The sequence below is a fragment of the Christiangramia sp. 3-2217-3z genome, from assembly GCF_051195275.1.
GTDB classification, from domain to species: domain Bacteria; phylum Bacteroidota; class Bacteroidia; order Flavobacteriales; family Flavobacteriaceae; genus Christiangramia; species Christiangramia marina.
In genome coordinates this window covers 1-19,241 of the sequence record NZ_JBNJLI010000002.1, presented here as the reverse complement: position 1 = coordinate 19,241, position 19,241 = coordinate 1, and the positions used below count along the sequence as shown (strand labels likewise).

At 38.2% G+C, this 19,241-nt stretch carries 21 protein-coding genes; 7 read left to right on the top strand and 14 right to left on the bottom strand.

The window, feature by feature from the left end; all coding sequences use genetic code 11:
* Positions 1–36 precede the first annotated feature (36 nt).
* Entirely contained in the window at positions 37–2,013 is a 1,977-nt protein-coding gene (locus tag ACSHZO_RS03420) for a heavy metal translocating P-type ATPase (protein ID WP_298246202.1), read from the top strand.
* 174 nt (positions 2,014–2,187) lie between these two features.
* Entirely contained in the window at positions 2,188–2,955 is a 768-nt protein-coding gene (locus ACSHZO_RS03415) for a LexA family transcriptional regulator (protein WP_298246203.1), read from the top strand.
* 52 nt (positions 2,956–3,007) lie between these two features.
* Here ACSHZO_RS03415 and ACSHZO_RS03410 read toward each other — a convergent pair whose 3' ends face one another.
* The 3 genes from ACSHZO_RS03410 to ACSHZO_RS03400 all read right to left on the bottom strand — a co-directional run bounded on the left by ACSHZO_RS03410 (position 3,008) and on the right by ACSHZO_RS03400 (position 4,922).
* Positions 3,008–3,286, bottom strand: a complete 279-nt coding sequence (locus ACSHZO_RS03410) for a hypothetical protein (protein ID WP_295180885.1) — start codon at positions 3,284–3,286, stop codon at positions 3,008–3,010.
* Between the two features lie 64 nt (positions 3,287–3,350).
* Positions 3,351–3,590 (bottom strand): hypothetical protein, encoded by a 240-nt coding sequence (locus ACSHZO_RS03405; RefSeq protein WP_295180887.1) that lies wholly within the window; start codon positions 3,588–3,590, stop codon positions 3,351–3,353.
* Positions 3,591–3,677: 87 nt separating this feature from the next.
* Complete coding sequence (locus ACSHZO_RS03400) at positions 3,678–4,922, bottom strand: 3-deoxy-D-manno-octulosonic acid transferase (RefSeq protein ID WP_298246204.1); 1,245 nt, start codon at positions 4,920–4,922, stop codon at positions 3,678–3,680.
* 97 nt (positions 4,923–5,019) lie between these two features.
* Here ACSHZO_RS03400 and ACSHZO_RS03395 point away from each other — a divergent pair, with 97 nt between their 5' ends.
* Entirely contained in the window at positions 5,020–6,150 is a 1,131-nt protein-coding gene (locus tag ACSHZO_RS03395) for a DegT/DnrJ/EryC1/StrS family aminotransferase (protein WP_298246205.1), read from the top strand.
* 4 nt (positions 6,151–6,154) lie between these two features.
* Positions 6,155–7,438 carry a metal-dependent hydrolase family protein gene (locus ACSHZO_RS03390; RefSeq protein ID WP_298246206.1) on the top strand — a complete coding sequence of 428 codons (1,284 nt, stop codon included), beginning with the start codon at positions 6,155–6,157 and terminating at the stop codon, positions 7,436–7,438.
* A 126-nt stretch (positions 7,439–7,564) separates the two neighbouring features.
* On the opposite strand, the gene fabD is transcribed toward ACSHZO_RS03390, so the two are convergent.
* The 5 genes from fabD to ACSHZO_RS03365 all read right to left on the bottom strand — a co-directional run bounded on the left by fabD (position 7,565) and on the right by ACSHZO_RS03365 (position 10,936).
* Positions 7,565–8,449 (bottom strand): ACP S-malonyltransferase, encoded by an 885-nt coding sequence (gene fabD, locus ACSHZO_RS03385; RefSeq protein WP_298246207.1) that lies wholly within the window; start codon positions 8,447–8,449, stop codon positions 7,565–7,567.
* 96 nt (positions 8,450–8,545) lie between these two features.
* Entirely contained in the window at positions 8,546–9,046 is a 501-nt protein-coding gene (locus ACSHZO_RS03380; protein ID WP_298246208.1) for a pyridoxamine 5'-phosphate oxidase family protein, read from the bottom strand.
* 96 nt (positions 9,047–9,142) lie between these two features.
* Complete coding sequence (locus ACSHZO_RS03375) at positions 9,143–10,000, bottom strand: fructosamine kinase family protein (RefSeq protein ID WP_298246209.1); 858 nt, start codon at positions 9,998–10,000, stop codon at positions 9,143–9,145.
* A complete protein-coding gene (locus ACSHZO_RS03370) occupies positions 9,972–10,469 on the bottom strand; it encodes a dihydrofolate reductase (protein ID WP_298246210.1) in 498 nt (165 codons plus the stop codon). Before ACSHZO_RS03370 ends, ACSHZO_RS03375 begins: the two co-directional genes overlap by 29 nt.
* A 2-nt stretch (positions 10,470–10,471) precedes the next feature.
* Complete coding sequence (locus ACSHZO_RS03365) at positions 10,472–10,936, bottom strand: 2TM domain-containing protein (protein WP_298246211.1); 465 nt, start codon at positions 10,934–10,936, stop codon at positions 10,472–10,474.
* A 63-nt stretch (positions 10,937–10,999) separates the two neighbouring features.
* Here ACSHZO_RS03365 and ACSHZO_RS03360 point away from each other — a divergent pair, with 63 nt between their 5' ends.
* Together ACSHZO_RS03360 and ACSHZO_RS03355 are read left to right on the top strand one after the other, a co-directional pair.
* Positions 11,000–12,076 (top strand): aminotransferase class V-fold PLP-dependent enzyme, encoded by a 1,077-nt coding sequence (locus ACSHZO_RS03360; protein ID WP_298246212.1) that lies wholly within the window; start codon positions 11,000–11,002, stop codon positions 12,074–12,076.
* 178 nt (positions 12,077–12,254) lie between these two features.
* Positions 12,255–12,545 (top strand): isoamylase early set domain-containing protein, encoded by a 291-nt coding sequence (locus ACSHZO_RS03355; RefSeq protein ID WP_298246213.1) that lies wholly within the window; start codon positions 12,255–12,257, stop codon positions 12,543–12,545.
* Between the two features lie 3 nt (positions 12,546–12,548).
* Here ACSHZO_RS03355 and ACSHZO_RS03350 read toward each other — a convergent pair whose 3' ends face one another.
* From ACSHZO_RS03350 to ACSHZO_RS03325, 6 genes are all read right to left on the bottom strand, one after another.
* A complete protein-coding gene (locus tag ACSHZO_RS03350) occupies positions 12,549–12,830 on the bottom strand; it encodes a DUF427 domain-containing protein (RefSeq protein WP_295180909.1) in 282 nt (93 codons plus the stop codon).
* A 12-nt stretch (positions 12,831–12,842) separates the two neighbouring features.
* Positions 12,843–13,811, bottom strand: a complete 969-nt coding sequence (locus ACSHZO_RS03345) for an L-histidine N(alpha)-methyltransferase (protein WP_298246214.1) — start codon at positions 13,809–13,811, stop codon at positions 12,843–12,845.
* A gap of 6 nt (positions 13,812–13,817) precedes the next feature.
* On the bottom strand, positions 13,818–14,981 hold the full coding sequence (egtB, locus tag ACSHZO_RS03340; RefSeq protein WP_298246215.1) for an ergothioneine biosynthesis protein EgtB: 1,164 nt from the start codon (positions 14,979–14,981) through the stop codon (positions 13,818–13,820).
* A gap of 89 nt (positions 14,982–15,070) precedes the next feature.
* Complete coding sequence (locus tag ACSHZO_RS03335) at positions 15,071–15,841, bottom strand: energy transducer TonB (RefSeq protein WP_298246216.1); 771 nt, start codon at positions 15,839–15,841, stop codon at positions 15,071–15,073.
* Positions 15,842–16,252, bottom strand: coding sequence for an energy transducer TonB (locus tag ACSHZO_RS03330; RefSeq protein ID WP_298246217.1), 411 nt, complete (start codon positions 16,250–16,252; stop codon positions 15,842–15,844). It lies immediately after the preceding gene.
* A gap of 70 nt (positions 16,253–16,322) precedes the next feature.
* The gene (locus tag ACSHZO_RS03325) at positions 16,323–17,147 is read right to left on the bottom strand and encodes a thymidylate synthase (protein ID WP_298246218.1); all 825 of its coding nucleotides are present in this window, start codon (positions 17,145–17,147) and stop codon (positions 16,323–16,325) included.
* A 222-nt stretch (positions 17,148–17,369) separates the two neighbouring features.
* Between ACSHZO_RS03325 and ACSHZO_RS03320 the strand changes: the two genes are divergently transcribed.
* Positions 17,370–19,115 carry a hypothetical protein gene (locus ACSHZO_RS03320; protein ID WP_298246219.1) on the top strand — a complete coding sequence of 582 codons (1,746 nt, stop codon included), beginning with the start codon at positions 17,370–17,372 and terminating at the stop codon, positions 19,113–19,115.
* Positions 19,116–19,241: the final 126 nt, after the last annotated feature.

Genomic DNA, 19,241 nt, shown 5'->3' with positions numbered 1-19,241 from the left:
TTAATTGTACCTTTAGATTAAATATTATTGAAAGAAATGTCAGGACATAATCACGGTTGTTGCACGCCACATAATGACGGTATTTTTGGAGAAAGAACAGAATTAATATTTGCTGTTTTAAGCGGAATTTTTCTCATAAGCGGATATTTGCTCCAGGAGTTTTCAGGGTTTGATTTCATTTATGCTTTAGTTCCATTCTTGCTTTCTTATTTTTTTGGTGGATTTTTCACAGCTAAGGAAGCGTTTGAAGAAATTTCTAAAGGTAGATTTGAAATTGATTTTTTGATGCTGGTAGCAGCTATCGGTGCTGCTTTTCTGGACAAGTGGGCTGAAGGTGGATTGCTATTATTCTTGTTCAGTCTTGGTCATGCGCTGGAACATCTCGCTATGAATAAAGCTCAGAAATCTATTGAAGCGCTTACAAAACTAGCTCCCAGGGTAGCCTTAAAAAAGATTGATGGTGAGTTCAGAGAGGTGAGTCTTGAAAATTTAGAGGTTGGCGACATTCTACGCATTAGACCTAATTCAACCGTGCCGGCAGATAGCATTTTAGTCCATGGAAGAACTAATATTAATCAAGCTCCAATTACAGGAGAAAGCATTCCAGTAGACAAAGAACCTGTAAAGGATGAAGTTCTAGATTATAATAATATTACTTCCATTCCAGATAAACATCGTGTATTTGCAGGAACGATCAATGGAGACGCTACGATAGAGGTGAAGGTGATCAGAAAGGCTGAAGATTCCACTCTTAGCCGGCTTATTGAAATGGTACAGCAGGCGCAGGATAAGAAGTCTCCAACCCAATTACTGACAGATAAATTTGAAAAGTTTTACGTGCCTGCAGTGCTTATTCTTATTTTAATTCTAAACCTTGCATTTCTGGTCCTGGATGAACCATGGTCCGCTAGTTTTTACAGGTCCATGGCTGCTCTGGTAGCTGCAAGTCCCTGTGCACTCGCGATCTCCACACCTTCCGCAGTATTGAGTGGAATCGCTCGTGCAGCGAAAGGCGGAGTCTTATTCAAAGGTGGTAAACCGCTGGAAGATCTTGGAACCTTGAAAACTTTGGCTTTCGATAAAACCGGTACACTTACTGAAGGGAAGCCAAAACTAACAGATGTTATTTTGCTGAATAATTCTTCGGAAGCTGAATTCCTTTCAGAAGTGATTGCTTTGGAAAATACAAGTAATCATCCGCTTGCCAAGGCTATAGTTCGTGATGGAAGCGCGAAACTGCCAGTAGAATATCAAATACCTCAGTTATCTGCTTCCGAAGCAATTCAGGGGAAGGGTATAAGCGGTCACATTAATGGGAATCAAATATCTATAGGGAACCTGGAACTGTTTGAAGGTGAAGAACAACTTGATTCGAAACTGGTTAAAAGGATCAGAGACCTGGAAAAGGATGGGAAAACTACCATGTTGGTGAAATCTGGAGGCCATTTTAGTGGGATCCTTGGATTAATGGATGAGCCCAGGGAATCAGCGAAGCCTACCTTAATGCGTTTAAGGGAATTGGGTATAAAGGAAATGGTGATGCTCACCGGTGACAATCAATTTGTAGCAGATGCGGTCGCTAAAGAAATTGGTCTCACTAAGGCTTATGGTAGTTTATTGCCTGAAGAAAAAGTTGAAAAGATTCGCAAACTTAGCAGCGGGAAAGCCAAAGTTGCCATGGTAGGGGATGGGGTAAATGATGCTCCAGCAATGGCAAATAGTACGGTGGGAATTGCGATGGGCGCTGCTGGAAGTGATGTTGCACTTGAGACTGCAGATATTGCTCTTATGGCAGATAGACTTGAAGTTCTTCCATTCGCCATAGGTTTGAGCCGTAAAGCGCATAACATCGTAAAACAGAATTTATGGATCAGTCTGGGTGTAGTGGCTTTGCTACTTCCGGCGACAATCTTTGGTTGGGCCAATATTGGAGTGGCGGTGGTTTTTCATGAAGGCTCAACGCTTGTGGTGGTTTTGAACGCACTTAGACTTCTGGGTTACAAATCTGAATAGAAACTTTAAGCATTTCAAAACTATCAGACGATCATATCCTTACGCTTATAAACAAGCCATATTCGGAAATGACAAACAGTCGCTTACGTAATTTTAATTCAATAATTTTCTGAATTCTGAGGAAAGATTCCATTTATTATTATAAATTTGGAATAATTCCAATATTAATAGTTTATGGGCACACCGGGATCGATTGAAATCAAGCATTTTAAAGAAGTTCGTGAAGAGCATAATTATACTCAAACAGAATTTGCTTCGCTATTGGGTATAAAAAATTCAACAGCAGATATTGAACGTGGCCGGACGAAGCTTTCAGGAAAAGTAGTGGCTGAATTGCTAAGGCAATTTGCAATTAATCCTTTATGGCTGTTTGGAGACAGTGGGCAGAAGTATCTTAAGATTAGTAAAGGAGATGTAAGTCCAAAAGTTGTCACCGTAGATAATGCCGATAACGAGAACATCGTTCTTGTAAACCAAAAGGCGGCTGCAGGGTATCCTCACAACGTACAGGATGTGGAATGGTATAACCAACTTCCTGCATTTGATATTCCATTACCTGAATTTAGAAATGCGACTTACCGTGGTTTTCAGATCGAGGGAGATAGTATGTTGCCAGATTATCGTCCCGGAGAATGGGTGATGGGAAAAGCTGTTGCAGGTATAGAAGAAGCTAGTAACAATAAAGTATACGTAATCGTAATGTATGACTCGGTATTGGTGAAGAAGATACAGAAAATGCCTGATCCTTCAAAGGTTTTACTGATATCGCTTAATGAAGAATATTTACCTTTAGAGATCAATGTTCATGATATTCAGGAGATCTGGCAGGTGAATTCCAAACTTACCTTTAACCTGGACAATCCAACAAATAATGGACTTTTTCAGGAGCTACAACAATCTATGAACGAATTGAAAAGAGAATTGAAATCTTTCAAACATTAAAAAAGCCCCATCTCAATTAGAAAGGGCTTTTAAATACTTATTTCATTAAAGACTAGTAATCGTCGTTTCCTTCAACTTCGTCTTCAACATCCTGAGCTGCATTTTCTACTGCGTCTCCAACATCGTTAGCTGCATTTTCTACTGCATTACCAGCATCATTAGCTGCATTTTCGATATCATTTCCCGCGTCGTCCATATCATCCATGTCATCCATATCGTCAGACTCCATTTGCTCCATGTCATCAGTCTCATTCTCGTTAGTTTCTCTACAAGAAGTAAAGAATAAACTTGTAGACAGTGCTAAAGCAAGCATTAAAATTGGTTTCTTCATAATTTAATTATTTAGTTATTAGTAGTTTTTAGTAATTCAATGTATTAAAATTCGAGATTTATTACTAATTGTCGTCTCCAATTTTTTCTATTTCCTCGTCGATTTCCTTATTTACTTCATTATCGACTTTTTTAGCTGTTCGCTCAAGAATTCCTTCTCGTTCATCAGCCTCCTCAGGTGATTTCACCTGCTTTTCAACTTCTACTTCCTTGACGATGGTTTCTTTTTCCGCTTCCTGTCTACATGAGGTTAGTAAAACAGAACTAGTCATTAATACAATCGCAAGGATTGATAAACGTCTCATTTGTATTTATTTAGTTGTTAATACGGGTCGAAATTACAACTATAAACAATTGTACGAATTATTTTTACTTTTTTTTAGCAATGTTTGTTAATCTCTATTTTTTTCAGCTTTTAAATGGGATTCCAGAAGTCTGGTAGCCCCTGTATTACTGTTAATAAAGTGCCCGGCTATCATTCCGCTCTTTTTTCTGAAGTTAGGATTGCTTATAAATTTGTCCATAACCTCTTCAAATTCCTCGGAATTTTTAACAGAAAACAACCCGGCTAAATATCTCAATCGTGCCGCTTCCGGAAATTTATTGTAGTTCGATCCTATGACTATTGGAATTCCGAAGGTAGCCGGTTCAAGAATGTTGTGTAAACCGGTTGAACCTGCTGCACCGCCAACATAGGCAATATCTGCATAGCTGTAGGCTCTTCCCAGGTAACCAATGGTGTCCAGAATAAAGACGTTGAAATCTTTAATTTTAGCCTCATTCATTTCTGAAAACTGCAGCACCGGTTGTTTTATTTTATGGATTAAGATCTGAATTTTTTCAGCATTGATCTCATGTGGCGCGATCAGGAATTTCTGTTCAGGATGTTTATTTATATAATCAATAAAAAGTTTCTCATCTTCTGGCCAGCTACTTCCAAAGACCGTCAATACTTTATTAGCTTTAAAATTTTCGATAAACTCTATATGATTGTCCTGGGTGATCTGTGCTGCAACCCTGTCGAACCTCGTATCTCCTGCAACCGTTGCATTCCCAAAGCCTATTTTCTTCAACAAGTCTGCAGATTCCTCATTCTGAACAAAAAAGTGATGAAAAGCCTGCAAGGATTTGATCATCCATTTTCCATAGAGTTTAAAGAAACTCTGATTTTCACGAAAGACGCCAGAAACCAGGTATGTGGGTATATTACGATCTTTAAGACCTAGTAAAAAATTTGGCCAGAAATCATATTTGATGAAGAATGCCATTTTTGGGTTAATAAGGTCAATGAACTTTTGAGCATTATATTCAGTGTCGAGCGGGAGATAGGTAAAGATATCCACCAGCTTATGCTTTTTTTTATTATTGAAACCTGAAGGAGAGAAGAAACTAACAATGATCTTTTCTGAAGGATAATTATCTTTCAGCATTTTTAGAACTGGTACTGCCATTTCAAACTCTCCAAGCGAAGCTGCATGTATCCATATATAATGTGATTCTGGACATAGCAATTTTTCAAGCCGCGGAAACAGATCTTTTCTTCCTTCTGAAAATTCCTTCAATTTTGGACTGAATTTCCCGGCTATTGAAATTACCGGCTGGCTGAAATTTATAAGTGAGTTATAGAGAGATTGCATGAATGTAAATCTAATTTCAAAAATAGCCGTTTGTGATTAAAGTGATTGCCAGTAGATGGTATATTTTGTATTTTCGTGAACCTGAAAAAAAATGCAGATGAAAAAGATTCAAATGGTTGATCTTAAAGGTCAGTTCGAAGGTATAAAAAACGCAGTAAATGCTTCTTTCCAAGAAATCATGGAAGAAACATCTTTTATCAATGGCCCTCATGTGCATGCATTTCAGAAGGATCTTGAAGAATATTTGGGTGTAAAGCATGTCATTCCTTGTGCGAATGGTACCGATGCTTTACAAATAGCTATGATGGGACTGGGACTCAAACCAGGCGATGAGGTCATAACTGCCGACTTTACATTTGCCGCTACTGTAGAGGTAATTGCTTTACTTCAGCTAACTCCGGTGCTAGTAGATGTAGATCCCGAAACTTATAATATTGATCCTGATAAAATTCGTAAGGCTATCACCCCAAAAACTCGTGCCATCGTACCTGTGCATTTATTCGGACAGGTGGCAAATATGGATGCGGTGATGAAGATTGCTAAAGAGCATGATCTTTATGTTATTGAAGACAACGCACAGGCTATCGGTGCTAATTATCATACCCGGGAAGGCAAGACGTTCAAAGCTGGAACCATGGGTGATGTAGGAGCTACTTCATTTTTTCCAAGCAAGAATTTAGGATGTTATGGTGATGGCGGTGCCATTTTCACGAACAAAGATGAACTGGCACATACAATTAGAGGTATCGTAAATCATGGAATGTATGAGCGCTATCATCATGATGTAGTTGGAGTGAACTCGAGATTGGATAGTTTACAGGCCGCAGTATTAAAAGCTAAATTACCAAAGCTGGATATCTACAATGAAGCGAGGAAGGCAGCTGCTTTTAAATACACAGAGGCATTTAGAGATCATGAGCAAATTGTCACGCCTTACCGCGAAGGTGATTGCGACACTCATGTTTTTCATCAATATACTTTAAGAATTCTTGATGGGAAGAGAGATGCACTGGCAAAACACCTTCAGGAGAAAGGTCTCCCATTCGGAATTTACTATCCTATTCCATTACATAAGCAAAAAGCTTATGCTGATCAGCGATATAATGAAGCCGATTTCCCTGTAACCAACAGACTGGTTCAAGAAGTTATTTCGCTACCTATGCACACGGAGCTTGATAATGAGCAAATTGATTATCTTACAGGTACAATAATCGATTTTCTAAAATAATCTCATGAAAAACATTCTTTTTATAGCAGTCGCTATTTTGTTCAGTTTGAACTTAATGGCCCAGCAAACTTATATCCACGCTGGAAAATTGATCGACACTAAAAATTCAAAAGTACTGGAAGAGCGTACCATTATTGTTGAGGCTAATAAGATATCTTCCGTAGAGAAAGGTTTTAAAAAACCCTCTATTGATAGCATACAAGTTATCGATCTTAGAAATAAAACGGTTCTTCCCGGGCTTACCGATATGCATGTACATATGGAGGGAGAGTCCAGTCCTGGTGAGTATTTAGAAAGTTTTACTAACAATCCGGCAGATAATGCCTTCAACTCGGTAGGTTTTGCTGAAAAAACACTGATGGCTGGTTTTACTACCGTTCGGGATCTTGGAGGTTCTGGTATAAATATCTCTCTTCGGAATGCCATAAATAGGGGAAAAATAGCTGGTCCAAGAATTTTCACTGCCGGCAAAAGTCTTGCAACAACTGGTGGTCATGCAGATCCTACTAATGGAGTTAATGCGGAATTAATGGGAAATCCTGGACCGAAGGATGGCGTAGTGAATAGTCTGGAGGATGCAAGAAAGGCAGTTCGCCAACGCTATAAGAATGGAGCAGATCTCATCAAGATTACTGCTACCGGAGGAGTTCTTAGTGTTGCGAAGAGTAGTTCGAATCCGCAGTTTTTTACTGAAGAGATCGAAGAAATAGTAAAGACCGCTAAAGATTACGGCTTTCATGTTGCTGCACATGCCCACGGAGATGAGGGAATGCAGCGGGCTGTTATAGCAGGAGTGAAAACGATCGAACATGGTACTTTAATGAGTGAAGAAACCATGGACCTTATGAAGCAGATGAATGCATACCTCGTTCCCACCATCACCGCCGGAAAGGAAGTGACTGAAAATGCACAAATTGAAGGCTATTACCCGGAACTTGTAGTTCCAAAAGCTCAGGAGATTGGACCTAAGATTCAGAATACTTTTGCTAAAGCCTATAAGAGGGGAGTACCAATATTGTTTGGTACAGATGCAGGTGTTTTCAAACATGGAGAAAATGCTCGTGAATTCGAATATATGACCGAAGCCGGAATGCCAGTCATGGACGCGATTATTTCAGCGACCATCACTCCTGCGAAAGTTTTAAATATGGAAACCGAAAGCGGACAAATAGCACCAGGATTTTATGCTGATATTATCGCGGTGAACGAGGATCCTACTCAGAATGTTTCCACCCTCAAAGAAGTGGTATTTGTGATGAAAGAAGGAAAGGTGTACAAGCAGGAATAAATGTAATCTTAGAAATGAAAGTGCAATTTTGATACTACGCGTTTTTAAATCCTGACTAGCTTAGTATGAGAACAAAAAAGCCCGATCGATTGAGATCGGGCTTTTTTTTAAACCAACTACCGTATTTTATCCGATTACTGCAGAAGATGTAGTCATGCTTCTATTGATCTTTTTTACTAATCCCTGTAAAACTTTTCCAGGACCAACTTCAACAAATTCATTAGCTCCGTCATTGATCATATTTTGAACCGATTGAGTCCATTTTACCGGAGCGGTTAATTGGAATACGAGATTCTTTTTAATTTCCGAAGCATCTGTAACTGCAAATGTGCTTACATTCTGGTAGATAGGGCAAATAGGCTTGGAGAACTCTGTGTTCTCTATAGCTTCAGCAAGATCCTTGCGCGCAGGTTCCATAAGAGGCGAGTGAAACGCGCCTCCAACTGGCAGGATCAAAGCTCTTTTTGCTCCTCTTTCTTTCAAATTTTCACAGGCTTTTTCAACTGCTGCATAAGCGCCTGAAATAACGAGTTGTCCCGGGCAATTATAATTTGCAGCGACCACAGTTCCTTCAGTTTCCGCACAAATAGATTCCACCATTTCGTCTTCCATTCCCAGGACAGCAGCCATAGTGGACGGTTCCAGTTCACAGGCTTTTTGCATCGCCTCGGCACGTTGAGAAACCAGTTTCAATCCGTCCTCAAAGCTTATAACTTTATTCGCGACAAGTGCAGAAAACTCTCCAAGAGAGTGACCGGCAACCATATCTGGTTTGAAAGATTCACCAAGAACTTTGCTAAGAATTACAGAATGTATAAATATTGCAGGTTGTGTAACTTTCGTTTGTTTCAGGTCTTCAGCCGAACCTTCGAACATGATATCGGTAATCGAAAATCCGAGGATATCATTAGCTTGTTCAAATAGTTCTTGCGCTTGCGGGGACTTTTCATAAAGGTCTAATCCCATTCCGGAGAATTGTGCTCCCTGACCTGGAAATACGTATGCTTTCATAAAGATTGTTTAGGCTAACAAAAATAGGGATAAATAGAAAGACCTCATAACGAAGTTTCGCTATGAGGTCTTATCTAAAATCTTAATGCTAATCAACTATACATTTAGCTTTCCTTTTTCGCCAATATCCTGTTTCTCGCCAGTAACTGCTGCCATTCCTAACTTGAATAAGGTCACCATTTTGCTACCCTTGTTATCCCAGTAATAAGCTTCCTTTGGGTTCACTTTGATTGCGGTAACACTTGGATCATCTTCACCATCAAACCATGCGTTATCTGCTTTTGAATATAACTCCTTGATCACCTCTCTATTGGTCTCGATAAATGCTTCACCGTATACACTGAGAAACTCCATGTCTGAAGTTCCGCTATATAGTAATTGCACATCTTTATCTTTTTCGATATCACGATTATGATCGCTATCATTTTTGCTTAAAAACCATACTGCTCCATGATCATCTACTTCTTTAGTAGACATGGGAATTGCGCTTAATGGCTTCTCATCCATATTGGTAACCAGCATGCAGAAATCTACATTTTCTGCCAGTTCCTTAATTTTTTCTCTTGCTTTATCGTCGTATAAATTCTTAGTACTCATAGTAATTTTATTTTGAGTGGAAGATACTTTAGATACTCATGAAGCTGAGCTAAGGAACTGCTAAAAAAGAGCCTGGTCTTGTTAAGAAATGTAAAATCAGGAGTATTTATGGATAATCTCTGTGACTTGTGACTTATAGCTAGCTCCAAAAACATTTAAATGCATAAGTAAATAGTATAATTGCCAGAGCTCTATTCTTTGCTCCCAGTCATTTTCCAGTGGAAAGTAATCTTGATAAGATGAAATCATTTGATTGTCAAAACCACCAAATAGCCTGGTCATTGCAATATCCATTTCTCTTGGTGCATATGCTACCGCAGGGTCGATAATGCAGGGACGGCCATTCGCATCAACCAGGTAATTACCACCCCATAGATCCCCGTGGATCAACGAGGCTTTTTCATTCGGAATAATGGATTCACAATTTTTGAAAAGAATAGATGCATCAGGTAAATTGTGACCTTTCTCTCTCGCCAACTTCAGTTGAGGTTCCAGACGCATTTCAGTATAAAAACTAATAGCATCAGTACGATAGGAGTTTTGCTGCGGAAGACTGCCCAGGTAATTATCATGATCGAGACCAAATTGATCACTTTGCACAGAATGTAATTGTGCTAGTTGGCTTCCGAAGACCCGCCAGAAATCAGAGTTTTTAGTGCCTGATGGGATAAATTCTAATAACAGGTAGGAATGATCATCAAGAGTAGCAGTTTCGAAGGTTTTGGGAATACGAATAACTCCGGGACCAGCAAGTAATTCCAGGCCCTTTTTCTCTGCTTCGAACATTCCGGGAAATTTTAAAGCAGAGTTAACTTTAAGAACCAGCGTTTGATCCTTGCATTCTAATTTATAGACCTCATTGATATCTCCACCAGTGAGTGACTTAAAACCCTGGAGATTTAAGCTGTGTTTTTCAGCAATCCTCTCAATAAGTTTTGTCCTGCTTTCTCTCATAGGTTAGATAGGTAAACGAATAGTCGTGTTTTTCATCTTTATCATGAAACTGATCTTTGACTATTTCCCATTCACTTTTATCAATTTGCGGAAAATGGGTGTCGGCTTCAAACTCACCATGAACTCGGGTCAGTTCAATTCTATCCGCATGTTCCATTCCCATTTTGTAAATTTCACCGCCTCCAATTATAAAAGCCTGATCATCCAGCTTTGAAACTTTTAAAGCCTCTTCTATAGAATGTACTACAATAGTGTTTTCAGGAGAGTAATCTTCCTTTCTCGTAATGATCACGTGCGTTCTGTCGGGAAGCAATTTTGGGAAAGACTCAAAAGTTTTACGCCCCATAATAATATGATGTCCGGAGGTAAGTCGTTTAAATCTTTTAAAATCGTCTGGAAGATGCCATACAAGATCGTTATCCTTGCCTAGTGCATTGTTTTCTGCTGCAGCAGCAATCATTGTGATCATATTTAACTGTTTATTTGTCTATCCGGATCTCCAGGGGTAATTCTGTTCTGGAAATCTGTATCTTTATTCTTGGCGTGGGTGGAACGATCAGGTATTGGATGGTCTTTCTCTACTTTGCTTTGAAGTTGAGCAATTTTCTCTTGTTGCTTCTTAACCAGTCTGTCTACCTGTTTCGCTTCCCAATCCTTACCCATAAAGCTATTAATGATAAAGACATTGAAGAAGTGGATCAGGAATAACAGGGTCCATAAGAGAACGGCCCATACGAACCAGTTATATCCAAGGGGTTTGAAATCTTCCTGGTAACCCACAACCACATTCAAAACAATAAGAAAAGCGGCACCAATTAAAAATATTACAAAATGCCGGAATAATCTTTTTTTCTGTCTTGCTCTCTGCCTGGCATTCTCATAGAGCTCCCGTTGTTCATAATCTATTTTGGATTCGTTTTTCTTTTTGGAAAACATAATAAAAAGTACCTTAGTGTAGTTTCAAATTTACATTTTTATCAAAAGAATTTCCAATAGCTTATGGATAATTTAAGAAAAGGCTTTCCTGTACTTCAGCAATATACATACTTCAATACCGCTGCTTGCGGTTTACTTCCAGAAAAAGTATGGGAATTCAGGCAGGATCATGACATGGATTTTTTCTTAAAAGCAAGTGTTTTAAAGGAAAAAATGGGAGAGATGCTTACGGGAGTAAGGGAAAGTATAGGTTCTTTATATCATTGCGCACCAAATCGAGTGGCTTTAATTCCAAATTTCTCTTATGGATTTAATAGTATCCTGGGAGGAATCGATTCCGGTTCCAAAATTCTACTAATTAAGGACGATTATCCATCGATCAACTGGCCGGTGGAATCCAGGGATTTTCAGGTCTGTTATGCAAACCTGGATAAAGATCTGGAAAATAATATTCTCGAAGCCATCAAAAAAAATAAACCCGACATATTTGCTTTTAGTATTGTCCAGTACATAAATGGGGTGCAACTGAGCTCAAATTTTATAAATGATCTAAAACAGCAATTCCCGGATCTTCTACTTATTGGCGACGGAACTCAATATTTTGGAACCGAGGCCTATGATTTTGAAAATAGCGGATTGGATATTGCGATCTCCAGTTGCTACAAATGGATGAATGCGGGTTACGGTAATGGCTTTATCCTATTTAGCGATCGTGTAGAAGGAAGACTGAATCCTAAACATCTTGGTTTCGGTTCGCTGCAAGGAAAGTACAAAGAACATGAGGGAAATTTCCTTGGGAAGTTCGAGCCGGGACATTATGATACACTCAACTTCGGAAGCTTAAAAACTGCGATTGAAATTATTCAGAAGATTGGTTGGGATCCTATTGAAGGTCAGATTTCCAAGCTGAAGCATATAGCCCGGGAACGGTTTAAATCGGCTGGTATATTAGAAGAATGGGTTGCAGAGAGAGAGATCTATTCATCCTTATTTAATATTGCGGGTGATGAAAAACTATTTCAGAAATTGAGATCAGAAGATATTATCACATCTATGAGAGGAAACGGAATTCGAATTAGTTTACACTATTTCAATTCTGAGAAAGAGCTGAATAAACTGTTTGCTGTACTCGGGATTTAATCTTAAAATTCTACATATAATCAATATTTTTATATCCTAAACCGTTTTCGGAATAAAGAATCATCTCTTTAAATAACGAAAATTAGTAATTCTGTAAAAATGATGTAGATCGCTGATATGTATTGGTTTACAAGCATATTTTAATTTAATTTGAAGAGTCAATCAATAAATTAAAAATATGCCAATTAGCAAGCAATACTTGAAGTCCAAACCGGAATGTAAGATCACTTTCAACCTTCCTGCAAAAGAAGCAGACCAGGTAGAATTAGTGGGTGAGTTCAATAATTGGAAGCCAGCAAAATTGAAGAAGTATAAAAATGGTAATTTCAAGACTCAGGTCAATCTACCAGTAGATAAAGCATACGAATTCAGATATCTTGTAGATGGGCAGTGGCAAAACGATCCAGCTGCAGATGCCTACAAGTGGAATGATTTTGCGGGAGATGATAATAGTGTTGTGAGCGTATAGAAACTATTCGATAACCTGAACACCCTTCCAGAAGGCTACATAATTTTCAATTGGTTTGGCCGCGTGACTTGCCTCTGGGTAGAACCATGCTGCATCTTCATTTTTTTCACCATCTACCTCTATGTCATAGTAGGAAGCTTTGCCTTTCCATGGGCATCGGGTGGTGAACTCACTTGGCTTAAAGAACTTATCCTTAATATCTTCAGGAGGAAAGTAATGATTGTTCTCAACGATCCTCGTTTCAGAACTTTCTGCGATTACGGTGCCTTTCCAAATAGCTTTCATAGTTCAGTAAATTTATTTCCTTCTAAAGATATAATTTTTAAAGCAGTTATTTGAATCTGCAAAATTACGCTCTACTACTAATCCAGATTCATCTGCTAACCAGCTTACGATTGCATCATCATATTTTTGAGAAATCTCGGTATGTATACTCTCCCATGCATCGAACTTTACTTCCAGTTCGAGTTTATTGATCTTAACTCTTTGCTCTACCTTGCTCACCAAGAAACTGCGGGCAGTACCAGTTTCTGGATCATAAGTTTCCCAATGCTTGAATTTTTCTACTTCAAATTCACCGTCCAGTTCGTGGTTAATTCTTACCAGTAAGTTCTTATTAAATCTTTCCGTAATGCCAGCGGGATCATTATAGGCATTCATGATGATCTGTGGGTCCTTCTTTTGGTCAAAACCCATAAACAACATATCATCAGCGCTCATCGCTACAGCAATATTCCGAAGAAAATCTACGGCTTCGCTATGCGAAAGATTACCAATATTACTACCCAGAACAAGGATGACTTTTTTCCTTGAATTATACTCTGCAAGTTTCTCCAGCGTCTCAAAATAGGTACCTTGTTGAGTTTTGACAGATACTTGCGGAATTTCACCCTTTAACGCATTTTCAAGTTCATCCAGCACATTCTGACTAATATCTACAGGTAAATAGTTGAACTTATAATTTTTGTCCACCAGTTCCTTGAGAAGAAGCTTGGTCTTTTTACCGTCTCCTGCCCCAAGTTCAATAAGATCAAAACTGTTCTCACTACTGAATATTTTAGCAATATCAGTCTTGTTCTGTTTCAAAATATCAAACTCACAGCTGGTAAGGTAATATTCAGGCATCGACATGATCTCCTGAAATAATTTGTCTCCTTTTTTATCGTAGATATACTTGGAATGCAAAAATTTTGGATAGCTGGTAAGTCCTTTATGCGTGTCTTCAGCAAAGACAGATTCGAACATGGTTTCAGATTGATTTTTCATATAATATTATTTAACGAGTCTGAAACCCGTAAACTGCCATCTTAATTGTGGATGGAAGAAGTTTCTATAAGTATAACGGCTATGCTTGCTGGAAGTAGCGACCGAAGCTCCACGCAGAACCTTTTGATTTACCATGAACTTTCCATTGTATTCTCCTAGAGCGCCGTCTGCCTTCTGGTAATTTGGATAAGGAGAATAGGCGCTTTCTGTCCATTCCCATCTGCTTCCCCAGTCAAAATCTTTTTGAGCAATTTCCCATTCCTGCTCGGTTGGTAATCTCATACCTTTCCATTGGGCATAAGCGAAAGCTTCATAGTAACTAATATGGGTAACTGGAGCATCAGGATTCAAAGGTTTTAATCCTCCTAACGTATATTGATGCCATTTGTTCTCGATCTTATGCCAGTAAAATGGTGTTTTAATTTCATTAGTGTTTACCCAATCCCAGGCTTCAGCGTGCCATAAAAGAACATCATCATATCCACCAGCTTCAACAAATTCCATGTATTCTGAATTAGTTACGAGCTTATTCGAAATACTGAAGTCATGTAAATAGATTTTATGAACTCCCAATTCATTGTCGTAGCAGAAATCTTCTGAAGTATGACCAATTTCATAAATACCTTCAGCAACATCCACCCATTCTCTTTCAAAATCCTGAACAGGATTTTCTTCAAACTGCTGATTGTATTCAGGCATTAGTGGATTATTTCCTAAAATATACTTGATATCTGCATACAACAGTTCCTGATGCTGTTTTTCATGATGACAGCCAATTTCCATAACACCTAGAGCTTCCTTCGAAAGCGTACTATTTTCCAGCAATCTGATAATTTCGGTGGTAACGTATTCTCTAAATTTAAAGATCCAGGCAACAGTTGGTCTCGAAAGATTTCCTCTGTCTGTTCTTACTACTTTTTCGCCAACACTTTCGTAATAGCTATTGAAAACAAATGCAGTATTCTCATCGAATAACGTATGGTCTTCAGCGTATTTTTTTAAAACAAATTCTTCAAAGAACCAGGTGGTATGCCCTAAATGCCATTTAGGAGGTGAAACATCTACGATCGGTTGTACAACGTAATCTTCAGTTTCCAGGAAGGAGCAAATATTTTCTGAATCTTTTCGGGTTTCTTTGAAAAGGTGTAGTAATTCGGATTGTGACAACATAAAAATGAGCGATACTTTTTGGTATCTCTCAAATTTACAATTTTTTCAAAATGAGTTTACAAGTAACTCGTTAAGGTCGAGTTAAAGTGTTAAATGTTTGAAATTCCGACTACAACTGGCAGACTATAAGTGACCGCTACAGGTTTGTCATTGAGTATTGCCGGTTGCATTGAAGGAATAGTACTTACTACTCGAATAGCTTCCTGGTTGAATACTTCATTTTCTCCATCTGCTGTTACATTAACAGTTTTACCTTGCTCGTTAATGACAAAATGCACTGTAGTTCGAAATATCGAGTTGCCTTTTTTCTTTGATCTCAGAATATCAGTATTGAAAGATCTATTGACATAACGCGAAATGTTTTCAGATAAACAGGTTCTTTTATCATCATTATTCTCACAATTACGAGGTATAGGGGGGATATCTACAGATTTAATGTTAGAAATCTCATTTTGTTTCTCCAATTCGATCCTGTACGAAACCATAACATTTACCGGCTGATTATTCACCAATCCTGGGCTATACGCGGGTAAACTGGACAATATCCTACGTCCTTCCAATTCTAGCTCATCATTATTACCTTTTACAGATGACCATCGCAATTTGCCATCTGTACCAATAATGATCCTAAAATTTAAGGTATAAGCAGACTCAGATCCTGAAATCAATTCGTGATTAAATTGATTGATCACAAAATCAATAAATGCTTTCTTAGAACACATACTAATATTTCCAGATTCTGAGCAACCCACGAAAACTGGAGTTTTTTCCACTTCATCCCATGCAACTATTTCAGAATTTTGAGATTGAATAGGGTATGAAAATAAAAACAGTATACTTAAAAAACTTATGAATTTCATTTAGAAAGTTAAGGGGATTTTGTAGCTAATCGCTCTTGGCTTTCCAGCGAGCTGTCCTGGCGTCATCGTTGGTATCGCTTCGATCATTCTTTTTGCTTCCTTGTTGATCTTTGGATGTTTACCAGTGACTTCTTTAACCACCACTTTTCCTTCTTCGTTTACAACTAATGAAATTGTTGCTTTTCCTCTAATGTATTCGCCCTTATCATTCTTCGGATACTTGTAGTTCTCCTTGATATGTTTCATTAACATGGAATTGAAACAGCTTTTCGTGTCTTCACTTGCTTCGCAACCAGGCCAGACGGGTGCAGTCTCTTTCATAGAAACTGTATTCCCTTCTACGGAAACATCATCTTGAGCGAAGGCTCCAAATCCTATAAATAACAATACTACTAGAAATATATTTTTCATATTCTCAATTTTGGTTCATTCTATAGAGTGCAATTATCCCGCCACAATGGACTGGAAAATATTCTGCTTATTAAACTGCTACTTTCCCTTTGATTGCCGGATGTGGATCATAGTTTTCTAGACTGAAATCATCAAACGTGAAATCAAAGATGTTTTTTATTTCAGGATTTAGTTTCATTTGAGGAAGTTCTCTGGGTTCTCTGCTTAGCTGAAGTTCCACCTGCTCCATATGGTTACTGTAGATATGGGCATCACCAAAAGTATGGATAAAGTCACCAGCCTCATACCCGCATACCTGAGCCATCATCATAGTGAGTAGGGCATAAGAGGCAATATTAAATGGAACTCCCAGAAAAATATCTGCACTTCTCTGGTATAACTGGCAGGATAGTTTTCCGTCTGCCACATAAAACTGAAAGAATGCATGACATGGAGGCAAGGCCGCCTTTCCATTTGCTACGTTTTCTGAAAATGAAACAGAAGTATCTGGCAGCGCTGAAGGATTCCAGGCAGAAACCAGCATTCTCCGACTGTTGGGATTTGTTTTTAATGTCTCTACGATCTCCTTGATCTGGTCGATCTCCTCGCTATTCCAGTTTCTCCATTGATGTCCATAGACAGGGCCAAGATCACCATTGTCATCTGCCCACTCGTTCCATATTCTTACGCCATTTTCTTTTAGATATTCAATGTTCGTGTCTCCTTTTAGAAACCACAGCAATTCGTGAATGATTGATTTCAAATGAAGCTTTTTGGTGGTAACCATAGGGAAGCCTTCACTAAGATCGAAACGCATCTGATAACCGAAAACGCTTTGTGTTCCAGTGCCGGTTCTGTCACCTTTTTGAGCACCCGTTTCAAGTACATGTTTAAGAAGGTCGTGGTATTGTTTCATTTCAGCAAGTAAGATTGGGCTGGTGGGTTTAACCTTAAAATGCTAAATATAAGAAAATGATTAGTGAATTTTTATAAATCTAGAAAGCGTTAATTGACGGTTTTGATCAAAACCTTGGCGATTTTCATATTATGGGTTTAAAATCTTTGTTAATTAACTTCAATTAAAGAATGATCCTATAGAAATGAAAGTAATTTAGGTTCTAACCATAAAAATTTTAAGATGAAGAATTATTTACTTTACAGTATAGTTTTACTTATGGGCACCAATACTTTCGCCCAGGATGTTTACACTGATACTTTTACAGACACTATTATTTCGCCTCAATTTTTTATAACCGTAATCGCAGGTGTAATTTTAGCGCTAGGATTTCAATTTATCCTTACAGCCCTTTCTGTAGCTGCAGGAATAACGGCCATAGGAGATGTGAAAAAAACTTATGTTAAGAGTAAAAATCATACTTCCGTTAAGCATGATTTTAAAGATAGTAACGATAACGATGATGATGATAATTCGGGTTCTACAGGGACTATGGTTACTACCGCTTTTGGAATCTGGAGTACCCTAACCGTTGCGATTTCTTTATTTGGAGCTACCGCTTTTGCCATGAATCTTAGTCTTGTTGCCAATCCATTAATTGCGGTTACACTCGCACTTGTAATTTGGGCAACTTTTTTTATTATGCTTTTTTATCTTGAAACTAAAGTAGTGAACACTTTTGTTGGTGGACTAATAAATGCAGCAACTTCTGGATTAAGGTCTTCTGCAAGTGCTGTGAAGGATATGTTTTCTACATCTGAAGCTTCAAAAGTTGAGCACGTAGCAGATCATACCATTGAGAAAGTTCGTAAAGAATTTCAGAATGTATTTGATTCTAATATGCTCGATAGCGCAGTGGATGAGTTTTTCACAAAATTCGATAAAAAAGTACCTAATTATGATAAGGTAAAAAGTGATATTGAAAAAATCGTAGATGATTCCGTAGAGAAGTCTAACAAACAAAGCAGTTCAGATAGCAGCGGTGGTAGTAGTCCGGGTAAATGGATGGCTGTGCAGAGTGTGTTGAATAATGCGATTGGAGAAGCTTCAGATGATAGTTCTGAAGAAGGAAAAAGTAAAACTGAACAACTTAAAAAACTTCAGAAAGAATTAAAAGAAGCGTACGGTGAAGGTGATAATAAGGAAGAGAAAGTTCAGAAAGTAGTTGCAAAATTAACACCTGCAGAAGAAGAACAAGTAGGTTCTTATATAGATAAGATCAAAAATTTCATTTCTACTGAAGGTTCTGGAGAAATGAATAGTCAGTCTTTAGACCAGCGAGTTAAAGAGATTGTGAAAAATCCGAAGGTTGAGGCCAACAAAATTGGTCAGAAAATGGAAGATCTTGATCGGGATACTATTGTTAAACTGGTATCTCAAAATACTTCTATGGACCGCATGCAAGCTGAAAAATATGCTGATAAGGTTGAGAAAACTATCCGTAGGGTACAAGTTGAACTTAACGGGAATGCTCATAATGACGGTGTTGTTACCGAAATTAAAGAGCAGATACAAAGTATACTTTCAGGCCTTGGTAGTGGAAGTTCAGATTTTAACTTTTCAGATCTTACTAATATTATTCAGAATAAAATGGATAATCAAAAAGACAGCCTTGAGGTGATAAAAAGTAGGTTGCAAAATTCTGATAAAGATGATGTAATCGCTTTAATTACGAACAATACAAAAATAGATCGCAAGGATATTGATAAAGTAGCAAATTCTGTTGAAGATGCCCGAAATAACGTGTTAAATAGAATTCAGAAGATTGAAGACACGGCTAAAGGTCGATTGAAGATGGTGGAAAGAAAAGCAGTAATTCAGGCAGAACACGCTCGTGAAACTGCTGCATCTGCAGCCTGGTGGTTAGTAGTTAGTGCAGTATTTTCAGCATGTGCTGCTATCGGAGGTAGCTTGTTGACGTTGTTCTAGTTCTCAGAATATCCAATAACTAAAAAAAATCGTCCAGAATTAATCTGGACGGGCACTATATTAAAAACTGTGTAAGTATTGAATAACGGGGTTTGTTAGCCCCGTTATTTTTTTAACCTTGCCTGC